General features: G+C 59.2%; 1 protein-coding gene. It reads left to right on the forward strand.

Features of this window, described 5'->3' with window-relative positions; genetic code table 11:
• The first annotated feature begins 160 nt into the window (after positions 1-160).
• Entirely contained in the window at positions 161-1,360 is a 1,200-nt protein-coding gene (locus tag RGCCGE502_RS34305; RefSeq protein ID WP_016558830.1) for an IS256 family transposase, read from the forward strand.
• Positions 1,361-1,421 lie beyond the last annotated feature (61 nt).

Genomic DNA, 1,421 nt, shown 5'->3' on the forward strand with positions numbered 1-1,421 from the left:
GATCGTGTCCCAGCAGATGGTGTAACTGGCGGGAGATAGCGAAGCCGAGTGCCCGCGCGCTTCTCGTTGCGCTGTAGCGGGTGATCGGCTTTGCGGGCGGCCATCAGTGTTTTCCGCTAGGGTCGGGTTGTTCAAGACCAACCTGACGGAAAGACCACCGATGACCAATGACATGATGAACGTGCGCTCCCTCGTTGAGAAGAGCGCGGATGCAGATTTATTGCGTGAGATGATTGGTTTTGCGGCCGAGCGGCTGATGGAGCTGGAGGTCGGCTCGGCCACGGGTGCTGACTTTGGTGAGAAGAACCCGATGCGGCTTGCTCAACGCAATGGCTACCGTGACCGCGATTGGGAGACACGGGCTGGAACCGTCGAGCTTCGCATTCCGAAGCTACGCAAGGGCAGCTATTTCCCCAGCTTTCTCGAACCGCGTCGGATGGCGGAAAAGGCCCTGACGGCGGTTATCCAGGAGGCGTATATCCAAGGGATATCAACACGTTCTGTCGACGACTTGGTCAAGGCCATGGGCATGTCTGGCATTTCCAAAAGCCAGGTGAGCCGTCTATGCGAAGAAATCGACGTCAAGGTGAAGGCGTTCCTCGACAGGCCGATTGAAGGTGAGTGGCCGTATGTATGGGTGGATGCGACCTACCTCAAAGTCCGGCGCGGCGGCCGCATCGTTTCCGTTGCCGTTATCATTGCCGTCGGCGTCAACAGCGATGGTCGACGCGAGGTTCTGGGGATGGAAGTCGGCACGTCGGAAGCCGAGCCGATCTGGACGGAATTCCTGCGCAGGCTGACACGTCGAGGATTGCGTGGCGTGAAGCTTGTCGTCTCCGATGCGCACGAAGGTCTCAAGGCCGCCGTCACGAAGGTTCTCAACGCCACCTGGCAACGGTGCCGGGTTCACTTCATGAGGAACGTACTGGCGCATGCCGGCAAGAGCGGCAGGCGGGTCGTATCCGCGTTCATCGCAACGGCCTTTGCCCAAGAGACGCCGGAGGCAGCCAGCGCTCAATGGCGCAGTGTTGCCGATCAGATCAGACCGAAAGTGCCGAAGCTTGCCACCATCATGGACGACGCCGAAGAGGACGTGCTCGCTTATATGACCTTCCCGAAAGAGCACCGGGCAAAGCTCCACTCAACGAATCCAATTGAGCGTCTTAACGGCGAAATCAAACGCCGCACCGAGGTCGTTGGCATCTTTCCGAACGACGAAGCCATCGTCCGCCTCGTCGGTGCACTGTTGCTCGAACAAAATGACGAATGGGCCGTCCAACGCGCCCGGTACATGACCCTTGAGACCATGGCCCAAATGAGCGATGATCCGCAAATCAGTCTGCCCGCTGTGGCACGCTGATGTCCCCTCCGACCCGACGTCGGAAAGCACGGCAATCAGCCGTCAGCTACACCACTCCAAT

It is taken from the genome of Rhizobium grahamii CCGE 502 (assembly GCF_000298315.2).
Classification (GTDB): Bacteria; Pseudomonadota; Alphaproteobacteria; order Rhizobiales; family Rhizobiaceae; genus Rhizobium; species Rhizobium grahamii.